Annotated in this window: 14 protein-coding genes; 8 read left to right on the plus strand and 6 right to left on the minus strand. The window is 64.0% G+C overall.

Going from position 1 to position 18,509, the window contains the following annotated elements; translation table 11 throughout:
* Window positions 1-165 precede the first annotated feature (165 nt).
* Window positions 166-954 (plus strand): DUF4394 domain-containing protein, encoded by a 789-nt coding sequence (locus NT26_RS00565; protein WP_052636783.1) that lies wholly within the window; start codon window positions 166-168, stop codon window positions 952-954.
* A gap of 64 nt (window positions 955-1,018) precedes the next feature.
* Here the strand turns inward: NT26_RS00565 and NT26_RS00570 are convergent, their stop codons facing one another.
* From NT26_RS00570 to NT26_RS00580, 3 genes are all read right to left on the minus strand, one after another.
* Window positions 1,019-1,822 carry a TIGR02186 family protein gene (locus tag NT26_RS00570; RefSeq protein ID WP_052636785.1) on the minus strand — a complete coding sequence of 268 codons (804 nt, stop codon included), beginning with the start codon at window positions 1,820-1,822 and terminating at the stop codon, window positions 1,019-1,021.
* A complete protein-coding gene (locus NT26_RS00575) occupies window positions 1,822-2,748 on the minus strand; it encodes a sulfite exporter TauE/SafE family protein (RefSeq protein ID WP_052636787.1) in 927 nt (308 codons plus the stop codon). The genes NT26_RS00570 and NT26_RS00575 overlap by 1 nt, the downstream gene beginning before the upstream one ends.
* 227 nt (window positions 2,749-2,975) lie before the next feature.
* Window positions 2,976-6,743, minus strand: coding sequence for a peptidoglycan-binding protein (locus NT26_RS00580; protein ID WP_052636789.1), 3,768 nt, complete (start codon window positions 6,741-6,743; stop codon window positions 2,976-2,978).
* Window positions 6,744-7,056: 313 nt separating this feature from the next.
* Between NT26_RS00580 and NT26_RS00585 the strand changes: the two genes are divergently transcribed.
* The 3 genes from NT26_RS00585 (at window position 7,057) to NT26_RS00595 (ending at window position 12,388) form a co-directional block, all read left to right on the plus strand.
* Window positions 7,057-8,850, plus strand: a complete 1,794-nt coding sequence (locus tag NT26_RS00585; RefSeq protein WP_052636791.1) for an acyl-CoA dehydrogenase C-terminal domain-containing protein — start codon at window positions 7,057-7,059, stop codon at window positions 8,848-8,850.
* A 95-nt stretch (window positions 8,851-8,945) separates the two neighbouring features.
* Window positions 8,946-10,154, plus strand: a complete 1,209-nt coding sequence (locus NT26_RS00590; RefSeq protein ID WP_052636793.1) for an acetyl-CoA C-acetyltransferase — start codon at window positions 8,946-8,948, stop codon at window positions 10,152-10,154.
* A gap of 20 nt (window positions 10,155-10,174) precedes the next feature.
* Window positions 10,175-12,388, plus strand: coding sequence for an FAD-dependent oxidoreductase (locus NT26_RS00595; RefSeq protein WP_052636795.1), 2,214 nt, complete (start codon window positions 10,175-10,177; stop codon window positions 12,386-12,388).
* A gap of 21 nt (window positions 12,389-12,409) precedes the next feature.
* Here NT26_RS00595 and NT26_RS00600 read toward each other — a convergent pair whose 3' ends face one another.
* Window positions 12,410-13,333: a hypothetical protein gene (locus NT26_RS00600; protein ID WP_052636797.1), complete on the minus strand. Its 924-nt coding sequence runs from the start codon at window positions 13,331-13,333 to the stop codon at window positions 12,410-12,412.
* Window positions 13,334-13,610: 277 nt separating this feature from the next.
* Entirely contained in the window at window positions 13,611-13,895 is a 285-nt protein-coding gene (locus tag NT26_RS00605; protein WP_052636799.1) for a GIY-YIG nuclease family protein, read from the minus strand.
* Between the two features lie 486 nt (window positions 13,896-14,381).
* Here NT26_RS00605 and NT26_RS00610 point away from each other — a divergent pair, with 486 nt between their 5' ends.
* The gene (locus NT26_RS00610) at window positions 14,382-15,020 is read left to right on the plus strand and encodes an SOS response-associated peptidase (RefSeq protein WP_052636801.1); all 639 of its coding nucleotides are present in this window, start codon (window positions 14,382-14,384) and stop codon (window positions 15,018-15,020) included.
* A gap of 152 nt (window positions 15,021-15,172) precedes the next feature.
* Here NT26_RS00610 and NT26_RS00615 read toward each other — a convergent pair whose 3' ends face one another.
* Window positions 15,173-15,457: a GIY-YIG nuclease family protein gene (locus NT26_RS00615; protein WP_052636803.1), complete on the minus strand. Its 285-nt coding sequence runs from the start codon at window positions 15,455-15,457 to the stop codon at window positions 15,173-15,175.
* A gap of 701 nt (window positions 15,458-16,158) precedes the next feature.
* Here NT26_RS00615 and NT26_RS00620 point away from each other — a divergent pair.
* The 3 genes from NT26_RS00620 to NT26_RS00630 all read left to right on the plus strand — a co-directional run bounded on the left by NT26_RS00620 (window position 16,159) and on the right by NT26_RS00630 (window position 18,479).
* Window positions 16,159-16,575, plus strand: coding sequence for a hypothetical protein (locus NT26_RS00620; protein WP_052636804.1), 417 nt, complete (start codon window positions 16,159-16,161; stop codon window positions 16,573-16,575).
* Between the two features lie 71 nt (window positions 16,576-16,646).
* Window positions 16,647-17,579, plus strand: coding sequence for a hypothetical protein (locus tag NT26_RS00625; RefSeq protein ID WP_052636805.1), 933 nt, complete (start codon window positions 16,647-16,649; stop codon window positions 17,577-17,579).
* A gap of 156 nt (window positions 17,580-17,735) precedes the next feature.
* Window positions 17,736-18,479, plus strand: a complete 744-nt coding sequence (locus NT26_RS00630; protein WP_052636807.1) for a FadR/GntR family transcriptional regulator — start codon at window positions 17,736-17,738, stop codon at window positions 18,477-18,479.
* Window positions 18,480-18,509: the final 30 nt, after the last annotated feature.

Consider the following 18,509-nt stretch of genomic DNA (forward strand, 5'->3'; position numbering starts at 1 on the left):
TTTCGTCACGTAACTAATACACGCCGTGACGGCTTCCGGATGCGCCGCCGATTTTATTTTTTTCTGACTGCATCCAAACGCACCCGCTGGCGGGTCTTCCCTGTGAGGCAGGACGTCATCAAGCGCCGATTGCCTCACAACGCTAGATTCAACGGGAGAAAAGACATGATGAAACTGCGCACGGTTCTGATCGCCTCCAGCGTCCTCGCCGCCACTTCGGCTGCCGCATCCGCCGCGCCGGTCGTCGGCCTCGTCGGCGACAAGACGCTGGTGATGTTCGATACCGACAACCCGGCCGTTTCCGAAACCATGGACGTTACTGGCGTCGACCGCCTCGTCGGCATCGACCTTCGCCCGTCCAACAACACGCTGGTCGGCGTCACCCCCTACAGCACCATTGTCACGATCGACATGGAAACCGGCGCTGCGACCGAGGTCGCGAAAATGGACAAGCCGCTGACGATCGGCGATGCGCCGGTCGTCGTCGACTTCAACCCGATGGCTGACCGGCTTCGCTACATGACCGGCACCACCAACCACCGCGTTCATCCCGATACCGGCGAGGTGACGGTGGACGGCAGCCTCGCCTTCGAAGATGGTGACATGCACAAGGGCGAGGAGCCGAACATCGTCGCCGCGGCCTACATCAACTCCCATGGCAAGCCGGAAAAAACGGCGATGTACAACATCGACGCCACCATCGGCGGACTTATCCAGCAGACGAAGCCCAACGACGGCACCTTGAAGGCCATCGGCAAGCTCGGTGGCGAAGGTATGCCTCCCACCTACGCCTTCGACGTGCAGACCACGGTTGATGGCAAGAACACCGCATGGCTGGTTGCTGGCGGCGCGCTTCACACCGTCGATCTGGAAAGCGGCAAGGCAACGAAGACCGCCGACATCACCGGCGCAGACGGCGACATCCGCGACATCGCCGTTCTTCCGGCGATGTAACGCGACGGGGAAGGCCGGGCCGGTCGCAACCGGCCTTCCCCCAGAAGCGCGTTTCGTGAGCCGCTCAATCCTTCCGGAACACCAGACTCGCACCCCAGCCGGTGATAACGGCAATCAGCACGCAGAGGAAACCGTAGGCGATCGGGCGATTGCGCGCCGCGTCGGTAATCGCCTGCTCGATGCCCGTCTTGACCACCCGCAGCGGCAGTTCGCGATCGAAGATCAGTTCGCCGCCCTTGAAGAGGTAGGCCCGGACGGTGTGGACGCCATCCGGAATGTTGGCGGGCAGCCGCAGTGAGGCGCGGAACAGGCTGGAACTGACGAAGCGCACGCCGCTCGTGTCGCGCTGGTAAAGGCCGCTGGAAAGCTTAAGCCGCCGGTAGGCCTCGCGGAACTCGGAGAGATTGACGGCATTTCCCAGATAGCCGGTCGGCGTCAGCGCCAGGTGGTTGATCCCCACGCCGATGCTGTTGAGCGAGGGCGCCTCGTCAATCGCGTCGATCTCGCGTGTGCTGGCAAGCGAATAGGATTCCGGCACCTGCTCGAAGGTCATGGAATCGGTGTTCATCCAGATCCCGAGCACGCGCTCCTTCCTTCGCACCGTGGCGTAGTCTCGCGGGCCTTCGAGCGTGACGATCACGTCGTACTGGCCGATCGCCAGGAACAGCTCGTCGGCATTGGTCAGCGCCCCGAAGACGGTCAGGTCGGCTCCCCGGAAGTCGGAGGTGATGGCGATCTCGCTCGTCGACGTCCCGATCTCCAGCCCCTCCTTGACCGCGGAGGCCTCCCCGAAGGGGACCTGTGCGACGGCCGGCGCGGCGGCGAGGATCAGACTGGAGACGGCAAGCATGCGCAGGAAGGTCAGCATCAGTAGGCGAAGCTCCCCACAGCGACCGAGTACACATCGTCGGGCGGAACGACGAGCGCGATTGCCAGGCGGATGCCGACGGCGAGCACGAGGAGCGCAAGCAGGGCACGCAGTTGCTCGCCGCGCAGCTTCTGCCCGACCCGCACCCCGTATTGGGCGCCTATGACGCCTGCGACCATGAGGATCGTCGCCAGCACGATGTCGACGGAATAGTTCGTCGCCGCCTGCACCATGGTCGTGTAGGCGGTGACGAAGATGATTTGGAACAGCGACGTCCCGACAACCACGCTGGTGGGGATGCGCAAGAGGTAGATCATCGCCGGCACCATGATGAAGCCGCCGCCGACACCCATGATCGAGGTCAGCACGCCGATCGCAAAGCCGAGCGCGAGCACCGGGATGGCGCTGAGATAGATCTTCGACTTCTTGAAGCGCATCTTGAAGGGCAGGCGATGCACCCAGATGTGCTGGCCGGGCCGCTTTGCGAGCGGTGGCTCGTTGCGCGCCGTCCGCCGCATGGCGCGCACGCTCTCGCTGAGCATCAGGCTGCCGACGGTGCCGAGCAGGATCACGTAGAGAAGCGAGACGAACAGGTCCAGCTGGCCCAGGCGCCTGAGCCACGAGAAGATGGATATCCCGATCGTTGCCCCGGCAAGACCCCCGACCAGAAGCACGGTGCCGAGCTTGACGTCTAGGGTGCCGCGCCGGAAGTGGGTGATCGCGCCCGATATCGAGGAGGCCACCACCTGGTTGGCGCCAGTGGCGACCGCGACCACGGGCGGGATGTTGTAGAAGATCAAGAGCGGCGTGATGAGGAAGCCGCCTCCGACGCCGAACATGCCCGAAAGGAAGCCAACGGCCGCACCCATCCCCAGGATGATGAAGATGTTCACAGAAAGCTCTGCGATCGGCAGATAGACGGTCACGGCCGAACCTCAAACACGATGGCGCCGCGGCAAGGGAGCGGTTCCGCCAGACGGATGCAATTCCGCGCCAGTGCCGGGAAGTGGCCCTGCACGACGGCAGGTTCCGGAAGCTTTTGTCTTGCGCCCGATACCGTGCCTAGTCAACGGAAGGCGGCCGGGATATGCCGCCATTCCCGCCTTTTTGTGGCATCGTGATTAACACTGGCGGCGCGAGGAGCGCCGGCAGCTCATGCGTTGCGCTTCAGAAGTTCCTTCACCAGCGCGTCATTCACCTTGCCCGTCGGCTCCTGTCCGACGGACGTCTGGAATGCCTTGATCGCTTCCGTCGTCTTCGGCCCCATCTTGCCGTCAGGCGTCCCGGCGTCGAAGCCGCTCTTGTTGAGGATGGCCTGGATGTTGAGGATCGCCTTTTCCACATCGACGGAGCCGGTGGTCAACGGCGTTCCGTTGGTCCAGCCGTCGGGAAGCGTGACCTCGTTGGCCTCTGCCCTCAGGGGTTGCGCCTTCCAGCTGTCGGCAGCAGCGCGCGCGGCCTGGACCAGGTCCTGACGCATCGCCTTGGCCACTTCGTCGCGTTTCTGGGCGGCATCCTGATCGCCGCCCTTCGCGGCTATTGCGAACCACTTGTAGGACTGCACCAGATCCTGCGGAGCGCCATTGCCACGGGCATAAAGAATAGCAAGGTTGAACTGGCTGTCGGAGACACCGAGATCGGCAGCCTTCTTGAACCAGTCCACGGCTGTCGCATAATCCGGCTCGCCCGTTGCCCCCGAGGCATGGAGAACGGCAAGATTGTGCATGGCGCTGGCATTGCCTGCCTCGGCCGCCTGCCCGTAGTAGGTAACTGCCTTGTCCACGTCACGGGTGACGCCCGTCCCCTTTTCGAAAAGGTTCGCCAGCCTGTACTGTGCCGGCGCAAAGCCCTTGTCGGCCGCCAGCTTGTACCAGTTGGCAGCCTCGGAGAGATCCGTCGCGACGCCGCGGCCATCGGTGTAGCGAGCGCCGATTTCAAACAGGGCGAGCGGATCGCCCGACTCGGCCGCCTCCGCCAGCGGCTTCGGGCCGATCGAGGCAGGCACCACGATACGAGGCGCTGCCTCTTCAGCTGCGACAATCTCCACCGGTTCAGTGGCGGTCGCCTCTGGTTCCGCGGCCGCATCGGAAGCGATCTCCTCTGTCGGGTCCGCGGCCGTACCCGTGTCAGCAGCCGCGTCCTCGGCCGGCGGTTCCTCAACAGGAACAAGCGGGACAGCAGAGGTAGCCTTCGCCTCCGGTCCTGCTTCAGCCACAGCAGCAGTCTCCGCCGCGCCCTCGGACGCTGCGGGCGGAGCGTCGGTGGCAGGTGCTTCCATCGGTGCGGGCGGCGGCGGAAGGACCTCGCCCCCGCCGGTCAACGTTCTGACCAGCGGCACGGTCATCAGCACCAGCAGGACCGCGCCCACCGCCATCATGATCGGCCGGCGATGCCGGGTCAGTGCGCTTGCAGAGGCCTTGCTGGCCCCGCCCTTTCCGGAGGACGAGGCCCTGTCGGCGCCGCCCGTGGCCGGATCGGTCTCCAGGGCTGCAGCCTTGGCAGCACGGCGGGCCGCAGCAATGAAATCGGCGCGATCCGACTCCGTCACCGGACCCCGTCCGGCGGCTGCCGCCTGGCTGGCGCGAACTCGCTCGAGGATCTTGCGGACGTCCGGCGCGCCGGAGCCTGGCTCCAGAGGCTCGTTCTGCTGTTCGGCCGGCAATAGGTCTACTGGCGCGAGCGGGGGTGTAGGATCGACGACGGTCCGTCCAGGTGCCGCGGCAGCCGTCTTCTGGCCGGACCGCAGTCGCTTGGTGATCTTGTTCAGGAGCCCGCCTTTCTCCACCTCACCCGGCTCTCCCACGGCGACGGGCGCCTCGGGCGAAATGGTCGACTCGTCCACCATTGCGTCGGCTGCCGCTGCGTCTTCATCGAGGACCGGCGGACGGGAGGCGGCAGGGGCAGCATGGGCGGTGCTGCTGGCCAGCGAGTTCAACAGGTCGGCGTGAAACCGGTCCGCTTCGCGCGGCGCCTCTGCACGGGATGTCGCCTCGGGAGCCGCAAATTGCATGCGGGGCGCCGCATTCGGCTCCTGCTGCCATTTCTCTGTCGCCGAATGTTGCGGAAGAGGCTGCGTGAAGCGATCCTCCATCGTATCGAGCCGGTCGGCGATCTGCACCAGGGTGCTGTGAAGCGCGTTGAGCGTATGCTGTGATCGCTCTTCGCTGCTGCGGGTCAGTTCTTCCAGATGGCGAAGGTCCTCGGCCAGGGCGGCCACGGCACTCATGTCGACGGGATTGGCCGGGCCATGGCCCTGCCGGGAAAAGTTCTCGAGCACGGCCTCTGCGGCCTGCCTTGCTGCTTCGAGGATATATTCGTCGTTTGTCGCCAGATAGTTCTCGAGCTGGGTCACCCGATTGTCCATCTCGGGCATCGCACCCGCATGGCTTCCCGGCTGGCTGATCAGCGTCGACAGGTGCGCTATTTGCGCCTCCAGGTTTTGCAGCGCGGCGCTGTCGCCGGCCGGCGCAAGCGTCGCCTCGTCCAGTCTGGCGGCGATGCCACTCAGCCTGTCCTCGATCCGGTCGAATGCCGCCGGATCTGGCGAGTGCTGGCCATGCGCCCGGTGGTAGTCGATCTCCTCGATCTGCTGCGTCAGGCGATCCAGCCGCTCGACAAGGTCGTGGCTTCCTACCCCTTGCCCCAGACGGTCAACCTTGCTCGAGATCTCGCCCAGGAAGTCGGCCAGGTCGGCATCCTGCCCCCTGGAAGTCTGGGTCAGCATCTGCGAAAGCTGGTCCAGCCGTTCCTCCAGGCGCAGGACCTGGTCGCCGGCCAGTTGTTCGACCCGTTCGGACAGTCCCTCGATCCGCTCGGACAGGAGCCGTGTCGCATCGGGTCTCGCACCGACGGCCATGGCATCGATCTGTTGTGCCAGTGAGCCGAGCCGGTTTTCCAGCCGCTCGAGAAGCGCATAATCCATGGCCGGCGCGGAGGCAGCCCGGCCACTTGCAGCAATTGCCCGGCTGATTTCGTCGAGCCGCTCGTCCAGAATGGCGAACTGCTCGTTCAACGCTTCGTCGTTCGGCTGCATCCGCGAACCGAGATGCTCCATCGCGGTTGCGACGGCGACGAGCTTCTGCTCCAGCGCCCGGATGGCGGGGCTGTCGCTCATGGTGCCGAGCTGCCCCTTGATGTCGTCGATGCGATAGGCGAGGCCCACGAGTTCTTCGCGCAGTGCATGGGGGTCGAGGTCTAGGAGGCGCTCCTCCAGCCCATCCCACCGGCTGTCCAGCCGCTGCACCGTCTCCTCTCGCGCCAGTCCATCGACCGCCGCCAGCAACTGCTCGTATTCGTCGCGAAGCGCATCTGCTGCAGGTCCGCCACGGTGACCCAGCGCATCTATTCCGTCCGCGAGGCGCGCAAGGTCCGCCCTGACATCGTCGTCGATGTGGGGTCGGCCGGAATTCGTGCGAAGGCCGCCGATCTCCGATCGTAGCCCCCCGATCTCGCGCGCGATCTCCTGGGCGACATCCTGCCTGATCTCCTTGCGGAGGGCGGCCATCGCTTCCACCACCTCATGCATTGAATGACCGTCGGATTGCGGCATGGGAGTGGAGCGCGGCGTGGCGCCCGCTTCGGCTACGCCGGCGCGCGGTGCGGGCCTGCGCGGCTCGAGCGGAGGGCGAAATGACGGTGATGTGCGCTCCGGTGCCGGGCGGCGGTCACTTTCCGGGATTCGCGTGCCGGCAAGGCTTCGCTGCCGCTCGCGGATTTCCTGCAGGGGATCGCGATGGGCCGTTGTCTGCGGCAACTGCGGCGCCCTGGCCGGATGGCCCTTGTCGCCGGTCGACTGACGCGGATTGTCCCGGGTATGCATGAGCCCTTCCAGCCGCGCCTCCAGCCCTTCAATGGTCCTGTTCAGCGCGTCTAGCGACGATCTGTCTCCGTGAAGGGGATGTGTCGATCGTGAACCGTTCATTTCGCTGCTCGTTCCAGGTTGTCCGGCTTGGCGACGGGAATTCTGATGGATCGGCCGCAGGTGCTGCCAACGGGCCTTCTCCACGTGCAATTTCGCCAAACGTGGTAAACAAGCCGTTAAATCCGGCAGACTTTTTTAACCTTTGCGCTACGTTTGCCTTCGCCGCGGGAAGACCGGCAGGGGTGGGGCCTCGCGAGGGAGCATCAAAAAAACCGGTGAGCGCTGTTTGACGTTTACGCAAACGTCAATTATTTGTGGGAGACATGATGGCGGACCCTCATGTCCGTGCGAGGTTTATGGAGGAAGCTCGACCATGCCTGTCTACAAGGCTCCGGTAAACGATACCCTTTTCGTACTGAACGACGTTCTCGGCCTGGAGCGCTACGGCAACCTGCCGGGCTTCGCCGATGCCTCTCCCGACATGGTCGAGGCGATCCTGGGCGAAGCCGCGAAGGTCGCCGAGGAAGCGCTCTTCCCGCTCAACCTGTCTGGCGATCAGGAAGGCTGCACGCGTCACGACGACGGCACCGTCACCGTGCCGAAGGGTTTCAAGGAAGCCTATGACCAGTATTGCCAGGGTGGCTGGATCGGTCTTGCCGTTCCGGAAGAGTTCGGTGGCCAGGGCCTGCCCTACACGCTGCACGCCGCCGTCGGCGAGTACATGTCGTCGGCCAACATGTCGCTCATGATGTATCCGGGCCTGACCCAGGGCGCGATCGCCGCGATCCTCGTCCACGGCTCCGACGAGCAGAAGCAGACCTACCTGCCGAAGATGGTTGAAGGCACCTGGTCCGGCACCATGAACCTGACCGAGCCCCATTGCGGCACCGACCTCGGGCTCCTGCGCACCAAGGCCGTGCCGAATGGCGACGGCAGCTACAAGATCTCCGGCCAGAAGATCTTCATCTCGGCCGGCGAGCATGGGATGACCGACAACATCATTCACCTGGTGCTTGCCCGCATCGAGGGTGCCCCGGAAGGCACCAAGGGCATCTCGCTCTTCATCGTGCCGAAGTTCATGGTCAACGACGATGGCTCCGTCGGCGAACGCAACTCCGTCGCCTGCGGCGCCATCGAGCACAAGATGGGCATCCACGGCAATTCCACTTGCGTGATGAACTATGACGAGGCGACCGGCTATCTGATCGGCGCCGAGAACAAGGGCCTTGCCGCCATGTTCGTCATGATGAACGAGGCACGCCTCGGCGTCGGCTTGCAGGGCCTGTCGATCGCTGAGACCGCTTACCAGAACGCCGTTACCTATGCCCGCGAGCGCATCCAGGGCCGCTCGCTTTCCGGCCCCAAGGCACCGGAAAAGAAAGCCGATCCGATCATCGTTCATCCGGACATCCGCCGCACGTTGATGACCATCAAGGCCTTCAACGAAGCAGGCCGCGCCTTTATGCTGTGGACGGCCCTGAAGTCCGATATCGCTCACCGTTCTGAAGATGCCGCCGAGCGCCAGAACGCCGACGACCTGCTCGGCCTCGCGACGCCGATCCTCAAGGGCGTCCTGACCGACAAGGGCTTCGACCACGCGGTCATGGCCCAGCAGGTCTATGGCGGCCACGGCTATATCGAAGAATGGGGCATGAGCCAGTATGTCCGCGATGCCCGCATCGCGATGATTTACGAGGGCGCCAACGGCATCCAGGCGCTCGACCTCGTTGGCCGCAAGCTTGCGCTGAACGGCGGCCGCGCCGTCATGGCCATGTTCAAGGAGATCGGCGATTTCTGCGAGGAAAACCGCGCCGACGAGGCTATGGCGCCGTTCACCAAGGCGCTCAAGAAGGGCTTGAACGACCTGCAGGCTTCTACCATGTGGTTCATGCAGAACGCCATGGCCAAGCCCGACAATGCCGGCGCCGGCTCGACCGACTACATGCACCTCTTCGGCCTCGTCACCCTCGGCTACATGTGGGCGAAAATGGCAAAGGCCGCCCAAGCGGGCATCGCCGCCGGCGACCCGCGCGAGGACTACCTGAAGAACAAGCTTGTCACCGCGAAATTCTACATGGAGCGCATCATGCCGGAAACGGCCCTGCGCAAGGCCCGCATCGAAACCGGTGCCGATACCATGATGGAACTGGCCGCCGAGGCGTTCTGATCCTTCCCCTCCGCCGCAGAGGGACGGGGAGGGCGAGACCCTCCCCACCGAATGACATTTCTGGCAAGACGATTGCCACCCAGGGAGATGAGACCATGACCGAAGTCTTCATTTACGATCACGTCCGCACGCCGCGCGGCCGCGGCAAGAAGGATGGATCGCTGCACGAGGTGCCCTCCGTCCGCCTTGCGGCGAAGACGCTGGAAGCGATCCGCGACAGGAACGGCCTCGACACGTCCACCGTCGACGACATCATCATGGGCTGCGTCGATCCGGTCATGGATGCCGGCGCCGTCATCCCCAAGGCTGCCGCCTTTGAGGCTGGCTATTCCTTCGCCGCCCCCGGCATGCAGATCTCCCGCTTCTGCGCCTCCGGCCTCGATGCCGTCAACTTCGCCGCCGGCAAGGTCGCGGCAGGCTCCGACGACATCGTCATCGCTGGTGGCGTCGAATCCATGTCGCGCGTCGGCATGGGTATGTCCGGCGGCGCCTGGTACATGGACCCGTCGGTCAACTTCCCGGCCTATTTCATGCCGCAGGGCGTGTCTGCCGACCTGATCGCCACCAAGTACGGCTTCTCCCGCGACGACGTCGATGGCTATGCCGTCGAGAGCCAGAAACGCGCCGCCAAAGCTTGGGAAAAGGGCTACTTCAACAAGTCCGTCATCCCGGTGAAGGACCAGAACGGCCTCGTGATCCTCGACCGGGACGAGCACATGCGCCCGACCACCGACATGCAGTCGCTGGCCTCGCTCAACCCCTCCTTCCAGATGCCGGGCGAGATGGGCGGCTTCGAGGCCGTCGGCATCCAGGCTCATCCGGAAGTCGAGAAGATCAATTACGTCCACCATGCCGGCAATTCCTCCGGCATCGTCGATGGCGCCTCCGCCGTGCTGATCGGCTCCAGGGCCGGCGGTGAGGCGATGGGCGTCAAGCCGCGCGCCCGCATCCGCGCCTTCACCAATATCGGCTCCGATCCGGCGCTGATGCTGACCGGCCCCGTCGACGTCACCGAAAAGCTCCTGAAGCGCTCCGGCATGTCGCTTTCCGACATCGACCTCTTCGAGCTCAACGAAGCCTTCGCCGCCGTCGTGCTGCGCTACATGCAGGCCTTCGACATCCCCCACGACAAGATCAACGTCAATGGCGGTGCGATCGCCATGGGCCATCCGCTCGGCGCCACCGGCGCCATGATCCTCGGCACCGTGCTAGACGAACTGGAGCGGCGTGATCTCAACACCGCCCTCGTCACGCTCTGCATCGGCGCCGGCATGGGCACCGCCACCATCATCGAACGCGTCTGAGATCGGGGAGGAGACCAATCATGACCTACACCAACTTCACCGTCGAAACCGACGCAGACGGCATCGCCCTCGTCACCTGGGACATGCCGGAAAAATCCATGAACGTCTTCACCGTCGAGGTGATGGACGAGATCGAGAAGATCATCGACGCGACCGTCGCCGACGAGGCCGTCAAGGGCGTGGTCTTCACCTCCGGCAAGTCCTCCTTCTCCGGCGGCGCCGATCTCACCATGATCAAGTCGATGTTCTCCATGCTCGCCGAGGAGAAGGCGAAGGATCCGCAGTCGGCCGTCCAGAAGCTCTTTGATGCCGCCGGCCGCATGTCCTGGCTGTGGCGCAAGATCGAGACCAATGGCAAGCCCTGGGTCTCCGCCATCAACGGCACCTGCATGGGCGGCGCCTTTGAGCTGTCGCTCGCCTGCCACGGCCGCGTCGCCGCCAATTCCAAGGCGGTCAAGATCGCGCTTCCCGAGGTCAAGGTCGGCATCTTCCCGGGCGCCGGCGGTACCCAGCGCGTGCCGCGCCTGGCGAACGCCCAGGACGCCCTGCAGATGATGACGACCGGCCAGTCGCTCACCTCCCAGCGCGCCAAGGCCATGGGCCTCGTCCACCAGGTCGTCGAGCCGGATCAGTTGATCCCGGCGGCCAAGCAGATGATCAAGGATGGCCTGAAGCCCGTCGCCCCCTGGGACGAGAAGGGCTTCAGGGTTCCGGGCGGCGGCGTCTGGACGCCGGCAGCCGCCCAGCTCTTCCCGGCAGCACCCGCCATCCTGCGCCGCGAGACCGCCGGCAATTATCCGGGCGCGCTCGCCATCCTGAAATGCGTCTACGAGGGCCTGCAACTGCCCTTCGATACCGCCTTGAAGGTCGAGCAGCGTTATTTCACACAGATCCTGCAGACCACCGAGGCCTTCTCGATGATCCGCTCGCTCTTCGTCTCCATGCAGGAGCTCGGAAAGGGTGCCCGCCGCCCGGCCGGAGTCCCGAAGACGGACATCAGGAAGGTCGGCGTCGTCGGCGCAGGCTTCATGGGCGCCTCCATCGCCTATGTCACGGCCGCCGCCGGCATCCCCGTTGTCCTGATCGACCGCGACCAGGAGGCCGCCGACAAGGGCAAGGCGCATTCCGAGAAGCTGGTCTCCGACCAGGTCGGCAAGGGCCGCATGACGAAGGAAGACGGCGAGAAGCTGCTTTCCCTCGTCACCCCGACCCCGGACTATTCCACGCTCTCCGATGTCGACCTCGTGGTCGAGGCCGTCTTCGAGGACCGCGCCGTCAAGAAGGCCGTCATCGAGCAGGTGGAAGCCGTCATCCCGGAAACCGCGATCTTCGCCTCCAACACCTCGACCCTGCCGATCACCGGCCTGGCCGAGAATTCCAGGCGCCCGGAGCAGTTCATCGGCGTCCACTTCTTCTCGCCGGTGGAAAAGATGATGCTGACCGAAGTCATCCTTGGCGAGAAGTCGGGCGACAAGGCGCTCGCCATGGCGCTGGATTTCGTCGGCAAGATCAAAAAGACGCCGATCGTCGTCAACGATACGCGCGGCTTCTTCGTCAACCGCTGCGTCTTCCGCTACATCAACGAGGCCTATGACATGCTGGCTGAGGGCGTGCCGGCGGTGATGATCGAGAATGCCGCCAAGATGGCCGGCATGCCGGTCGGCCCGCTGTCGCTCAACGACGAGGTGGCCGTCGATCTCTCCCAGAAGATCATGAAGGCCTCGATCGCCGATCTCGGCCCGAACTCGGTGAAGCCGGAGCACATGGCGCTCATCGACAAGATGGTCGACGTGCTCGACCGCCGCGGCCGCAAGAACGGCCAGGGCTTCTATGACTATCCACCAAAGCCTGCCAAGAAGTCGCTCTGGCCGGGCCTGAAGGACCTCTACCCGCAGAAGCCGGCCTCGGAGGTCGACGTCAACGTCCTGAAGCAGCGCTTCCTGGTCACGATCGCGCTCGAAGCCGCCCGCACGGTGGAAGAAGGCATCGTCACGGACCCGCGCGAAGCCGACGTCGGCTCCATCCTCGGCTTCGGCTTCGCCCCCTATACCGGCGGCACGCTCTCCTACATCGACGGCATGGGCGTAAAGATCTTCGTGGACCTGGCCGAGAAACTGGCCGCCCACTACGGCGACCACTTCAAGCCGACGCCGCTCTTGAAGGAGATGGCCGCCAACGGCGAGACCTTCTACGGCCGGTTCGACCCCTATGGTGACGTGGAGAAGGCGGCTTAGGCCGCCTTTTCTTTTGCTTACCTAGTCATCGGTTGAAGCAGGTCTCATCAGCAAGTGAGACTCTAGAAGAAAGCCAAGCATTTCCGATATCAAGACCGAGAATCGCTCAATCGCTATGTGGTTTGATAACTCGGGATTCGTCAACAGGGGCCTCCAGCGGCCATTAGCTTTCCTTGGTAATGGGCCCAGCGCAAACCACAGCCAGAAAAGGTGTATCAGGATGCCTCTGAACGTCCCGGCAGAAGAAGCCAAGGGGTTGGGGAATATTGGGTAGCTATCGTACCCATCTTCTTCGATACCGAATGCTGCCGCGAACCCTGCAGTGATTGTCGGATGGAGAAGCATAGATCCGGCGAGCTCGGCATCCTCACGGAGAAAATCGACCACTTGGCTGCCCGGTGCCTCGATAACCGACGACACGAAGTCCGATACGCGTCTCTTTATCTTGTTCTTGCTGACATGTCGGTGCCAAAACTGATTGGCCTCATCAGGTTCAACCGCTGCTACGAACTGAGCGGTTAATTGCTCGTCATGGATGCAGCAGATCAGCACATCCACGTGCTCCAGATATGCTCGTGTTAATGCTCTAGCCTGCAGATCAAACCCTGCTTCTACCAGTTCGATAATTGCCCACAAGTCGTTGGCCAGCCGCGACAAGAAAGAAATTGCCGCAAGCTTCTCGGTGCTTGGCTCAACCTCTTCTCCGGTTGCGGGGAGATCTTGCACGAGGGCGACTGCCAACAGTGAGAGCCACGTAGCTGCAATGTTCGTACATCGATGGAGGACGTAGAACTCCGGATCGGTGTCGAGAATATGCTGAAGTTTCTTCCGCCGGCGATCTTGATCTTGCGCGTCGAGAGTTTCTGTATCGTCAGATGTCGACACGAAGCTTCGATATTGTTTCTCGATGGTGGAGTCGAACAGGTGCCTGATGTCGCGTTTCATACATGAACGTTCTTGGGTTTGGATCCTCGGGTCAAGCCCAAGGATGACGAAGGAGAATAGGGACGCGCGGTGCCATACGGGAAGTCGGTGCTGGTGGTCCTGGTTGCTTCAACTTGATGACAATGCGGTTTAGCAAAGTCCACTTTCTACGAAGGCCACCGGCAAGTGAAATCCCATCTGCTGCCATAGCCTTGCTCTGGCCTCTCTTGAGGCGCCCTTGGCACCTCCCTCTCTTTCGTCATCCTCGGGCTTGACCCGAGGATCCAAACCCAAGCCCTCACCACAGCTCCAGATACAAATCCCGCCAGTCCGGGTTCCGCTCTTCGATCAGCGCGATCTTCCACTTGCGGTACCACTGCTTCATGGTCTTTTCCCGCTGGATGGCGTCGCGGACGTCCCAGTGCTCCTCATACCAGACGAGCTGTGTCAGCCCGTATCTGGAGGTGAAGCCGGGTGTCAGTCCTTCGCGATGCTCGTAGATGCGGCGTGCGAGATCGGACGTCACGCCGATGTAGAGCGTCCCGTGCTTGTGGTTGGTGACGATGTAGACATATCCCGCCATGCGTGCAGGATGGTGGGGCCGGTACGTGTTCGTCAAGCGGGCATGCTTGGGTTTGGATCCTCGGGTCAAGCCCGAGGATGACGAATGGGGAGGGGGATGCCCGGTGCCACAAGAGAAGTTTGCGGTGGAGGCGCGCGATCACCAACGTCTCACCTGAGGAGTCCGCAACGAGTCGGGCCTCGGGTCTTTCGACCGGCCGTCTTCTCCCATCAGCACCCTCTCCTTCCTGTTCGCGTTAGCAACGCGCGGATCAGCCCAATTCCCTTCCGGAGTATCTGGCCGACAAACACGAGGCCATGCCTCAGACACCTTACGCTACCCGTTCTGCGACCTTTTGCTCCGCCCTCTCTTGGGGCACCCATGGCACCCCCTCTCTTTCGTCATCCTCGGGCTTGACCCGAGGATCCAAACACAAGCCCGCCACCTTGTCGTCCCTCCTGCCATCGCCTCTCCCCACCCACCCCCTCCCGCCCTACCTCACCCCCCATGTGCAACGACTACGAACAACACATCCGCTATGCCGAATACCTCCGCGCGCTGGAGGAGCAAGGCCTTGCCGCCCCGCCGCATCAGAGCGAGGCGGATCTCCCCCGGGCGGATGACGTGCGGATCGGCGATCTCGCCCCGGTGATGCGGGCGGAAGGCGAGGGCGTAGTGGCGCTGTCGTCCATGCGCTTCGGCTTCCCGCCGCCAGCTTCAGCCAAAGGGGGCAAGAAGGGCGGGCCGGTGTTCAACTTCCGCTCGGAAGGCCGAAGCTTTGCGCAAAGCCGCCGCTGCCTCATCCCGGCCTCGGCCTTCTTCGAGTTCACCGGCACGAAATACCCCAAGGCCAAGCACCGCTTCACGCTGAAGGACGCGCCCTTCCTTTGCATCGCCGGGCTTTGGCGGGATGTGGGGCGCGAGGCAGCAGGCGAGGGGGAGAAGAGCAACCAGCCCCCCGCCTTCACCATGCTCACCACCGCCCCCGGCCCCGACGTCGCCCCCATCCACGACCGCCAGGTCGTGGTGCTGCGGCCCGAGGACTGGCGCCACTGGCTCCATCTCACCAAACCCGAAGCCGACCTCCTCCGCCCCTTGCCGGCGGGGTCGCTCGCCGTGGAAGAGGTGCGGTCGGGGAGTGACTGAGGTAGTGCCTCTCCTCCGTCATTCCTGTGCCCGGACTTGATCCGGGGATCGGTCACAGGAATCCAGCAGCGCCGCGTCGGCTTTTGGCTCCCTCGCTCCTCCCCTCTCTTTCGTCATCCTCGGGCTTGACCCGAGGATCCAGACACAAGCCCTCACCACAGCTCCAGATACAGATCCCGCCAGCCCGGGTTTCGCTCCTCGATCAGCGCGATCTTCCACTTGCGGTACCACTGCTTCATCGTCTTCTCCCGCTGAATGGCGTCGCGAACGTCCCAGTGCTCCTCGTACCAGACGAGCTGCGTCAGGCCGTATTTGGAGGCGAAGCCGGGCGTCAGTCCTTCGCGATGCTCGTAAACGCGGCGTGCGAGGTCTGAGGTGACGCCGATGTAGAGCGTCCCGTGCTTGTGGTTGGTGACGATGTAAACATATCCCGCCATGCGTGCAGGATGGTGGGGCCGGTGCGTGTTCGTCAAGCAGAAGGCTTGGGTTTGGATCCTCGGGTCAAGCCCGAGGATGACGAAAAGAGAAGGTAAACTGCTTCTCTTCCCTTGTGGGAGAGAAAGGGCGCTGCCGCGCCCTCAAACACGTGAACGCCCCGCAGCCAAGCAATGCGGCACCCCCTCCTCGCCCCCTGTGGGAGAGGAAGCAAAATCAGCATCTTAGCCAACGGCTAAGTGCTAGATTTTGCAGGTGAGGGGATTTTTCTTCTCCCCCATCGTCCCCGCATATAAAACCCGCTCCCATAATACCCCCGCCTCCGTCGCCGGAGTGTTTCGCGAGACGGTCGCGGGCAGGCGGGGGCCGGCGCTTCCATCCAAGCCGTAACGTGCGGGGAGGGTGGAAGAGGTGAAAGCCATGGAGCGGGCTGATGAGGCAGCGCTCCTATCAAGTCTCCCCCGGGCAGCCATGTCCGGTTCGGGAAAGCCGTGCAAGCACCGGGAGACATCCCGGTGCGCAGAGAGACGAGGCGATCACCTGTAGGGGCTGGACACCCCGAAAGAACGCCGAAGGCCACGCGGATGCGGAGCCACAGACTAAACCAAAGTGAGGTTCCGCATCCGTGTGGGCTCTCCAGCAAGATCCAGAAGACATGCAACCCGCGTGAACGCGAACCCGTGCCCGGAAAGGGGGATGAGCCATGGCCGAAAGCAAGGAAGAAAAGCTCCGTCTCTGGCGGGAGTACGACAACGAGCCCTACCTGCCCGGCTATACCCGCGGCGAGTTCAACAGGCTCCCCCCGCGAAAGAAGTCGCGGGAATGGCAGAAGCTCACCCAGCGCGTCACGAGCTATCTCGGCTACTGGAAGACCTGCGACGTTCCCGCCTGCCGCCGGGCGCGGGCCTGCCGCGGCTTCCTGTCGGAAAAGCAGTACAGCGGCGACCCGCGCTGGCACGATGCCTTTCCACCCTGCGTCGGCCCGCGCGGTGCCCGCCAGCCGGAAGTGCTCGCCGCTTTTCCCGCCGCGCTCGGTTACCCGCCGGAAGAGGATGACGGCCCGAAATACAACGGCCGCGCCTCCAACAGGCCGGCGGGGGAGGACGGGGAGGCCTCGTGACGGCCGCCGCCTGCTTGCCGAAAACCCGCGCTTCCCCTAGGCTGTGGGGCGGAAGCAGGTGAGGTGACCCCATGTCGCGCCGATTGCTGATTGCCTTCTTCATTCTCGTCGGCTGGGCCGGCGCAGCGTTCGCGCAGGCGACGGCAGGGGACACGCTACGCCTCGGCTTCTTTCCGCGGCTCGGTGAAGACCTCGTCTACCGCATCGAGTTCTCGCAGGAGCAGGTGTTCGACGGGCGGACCGACCGCCGCAGCTGGTCGCACGAAGTGGTCATCCGCCTTACCGGCAAACGGCCGCCGGACCTTTTGGCGGGCCGCTTCACCCTCCGCAACGTCGTCGATCAAGAGGGTTCGGCCGAGGACCCCTATTACCTGATCGCAAGCGCGATCGAGGGCGAGAGCTTCGATCTGCAGATGCTGGAAGCCGGTCCGCCGGTGGTGGTCGATTGGGCCGGCATCAAGCGGCGTGTGGGCGAACGCTCCGCCGGCCTGGGTGGCCGCACGGCGGCCGCCATGCCGCAGATCCTGCCGATGTTCGATCCGGATGGCGTCACCGCCGTTCTCCGACCGCTCTGGGTCACCGGCATTGCCTATCTGCGCGCCTTCGCCAGGGACGGCTCGACCACCACCGCCACCGGCCTCGACCTGCCGGCCTTCTATCCGGTCAAGGGGGCGGTGCTGCAATCCTATGGCGCCCGTCTCGAAGGTTCCGAAGACCTGATGTTCGTCTGGAAGATCACCTCCGATCCGAAGGCGGCGTCGGAAAGCCTTGGCCGGGAGCTCCAGGGAATCGCCAGCGCGCTCGCCAGTGGTGCCGGGCAGGCGGACGCAGGCAGGCAGATCACGGAAGCGGTGGTGCAGGGCGTCGAGGCGCTGGAAGCGGGCGTGGCGATCTACGACCTGACGCCGGGGCTGATGCGTGAGATCACCTTCGACGCCCGGCTTGTCGCCGGCCCGTTCCGCCGCGACACCCACATCGTCATCACCCGCCTCGCGCCGGAGTAGAGCAGGTGCCTGGTACGGGTCCAACCGGAATTGCGTTGCGCACCACTCCGTCCACGGTATACCATTGACAGGTTGTCAGACATCAAGATATGACTTCCACAACTGGTAAGGCCAGCTTACCAGTCACGCGCCGAGGAGGGTGCGTCGGGAGGATGGATGTTTTCGGTCATTGAATCGCGCCGGCTGTATCGCCAGGTCGCCGACCAGATGCGCAGCCTGATCGAGCAGGGCAATTTCGCCCCCGGCTCCAAGCTGCCCGCCGAGCGCGAGCTCGCGGAACTGCTTGCCGTGTCCCGCCCCACCGTTCGTGAAGCCCTGATCGTGCTGGAGGTCGAAGGCTTCGTCCATATCCGCATGGGCTCCGGCGTCTACGTCGCCACTCCGCGCCAGGCGGCCGAACCCCATCCGGCCGGCGAGGCGGAAGGTCCTTTCGAGCTGCTGCGCGCCCGCGCCATCCTCGAATGTGCCATTGCCGAAGAGGCGGCCCGCGTGGCTCGGCCTGACCAGATCGCCGTGCTCGACGAAAACCTCGGCGCCATGGCCGCAGCCCTTGACGACCGCCCGCTGGCGCTGAAGCTCGACCGCGAATTTCACATCGCGGTTGCCGGCATCATCGGCAACGGCACCCTCAACCGTTTCGTCGGCAGCATCCACGACCTGCGCCTGACGCCCTATTTCGAGAAGCTGGCGAGCTATTTCGAAAACCCTAAGACTTGGCAGTCGGCCATGGAGGAGCATCGCGCCATCCGCGACGCCATCGCCGCAGGCGACCATCAGGCCGCACGCAACGCCATGCGCGCCCATCTCGACCAGTCCCAGATCCGCCTGTCGGAAAGTTTCGGCGAGGAGCCGGCCGACAGCGTCATACCCGCCGCATGGAGATGTGCGGGCGGCCAATAGCAACCTTTGACTTCAACCGGGAGGAAATGA

This window comes from Pseudorhizobium banfieldiae (assembly GCF_000967425.1).
GTDB classification, from domain to species: Bacteria; Pseudomonadota; Alphaproteobacteria; order Rhizobiales; family Rhizobiaceae; genus Neorhizobium; species Neorhizobium banfieldiae.